This window comes from Paractinoplanes tereljensis (genome assembly GCF_016862435.1).
GTDB classification, from domain to species: Bacteria; Actinomycetota; Actinomycetes; order Mycobacteriales; family Micromonosporaceae; genus Actinoplanes; species Actinoplanes tereljensis.
The window spans coordinates 1-684 of record NZ_BOMY01000082.1 but is presented as its reverse complement, the minus strand read 5'-3'; the positions used below and the strand labels follow the sequence as shown (position 1 = coordinate 684).

General features: G+C 61.1%; 1 protein-coding gene. It reads right to left on the bottom strand.

Translation table 11 applies throughout. The features are described from left to right. Positions 1–43: 43 nt before the first annotated feature. Positions 44–684, bottom strand: a 641-nt coding sequence (locus Ate02nite_RS48545; protein WP_203814812.1) for an IS3 family transposase, incomplete at its 5' end; no start/stop codon positions are given.

The window sequence follows — 684 nt, the reverse complement described above, 5'->3', positions numbered from 1 at the left end:
TGAGCCGCCCCGATTTTTTCGGACAGGCCTATTTAGGCTCAATTCACGCGGCTAGCTGCCGATTCTCGAACTCGTACCGGACCTGGTGCGGCGTTTTATAGTCGAGTTGCGAGTGGCGTCTGCGGGAATTGTAGCGGAGCTCGATGTATCTGGCAATGTCACGGCGGGCATGTTCGCGGGTCGGATAAACGGTGCGGTGGACTCGCTCGTTCTTCAGTGTCGCGAAGAACGATTCGGCCATTGCGTTGTCGTAGCAGATGCCGGTGCGGCCGACGGATTGGCGAATTCCGAGCTTATTGAGAGTGACGCCGTAGTCGGCCGAGGTGTAATTACTGCCGCGGTCGGAATGAAAGATCACGTCATCGGCCAGGCGATGGTTCGCGGCGGCCATCCGGACTGCTTTCTCGATGAGCGGCGTGCGGTAGTTGTCGTCCGTTGCCCAGCCGACGACTTCCCGGGTATGGCAGTCGATCACGGTCGCCAGGAAAAGCCAGCCCTGCCAGGTTGAGATATAGGTAATGTCACCTACCATTTTCCGTCCCGGCCGGTCGGTGGTGAAATCGCGGTCCATCAGGTCCGGGATGCGGTGCGGTGTGTCGCCGGCGACGGTGAGGCTGTGCCGCCAGGGCCGCGGCTGGCACGGTCGCAGTCCCAGCTCACGCATCAGGGCACGGACCAGCTCAA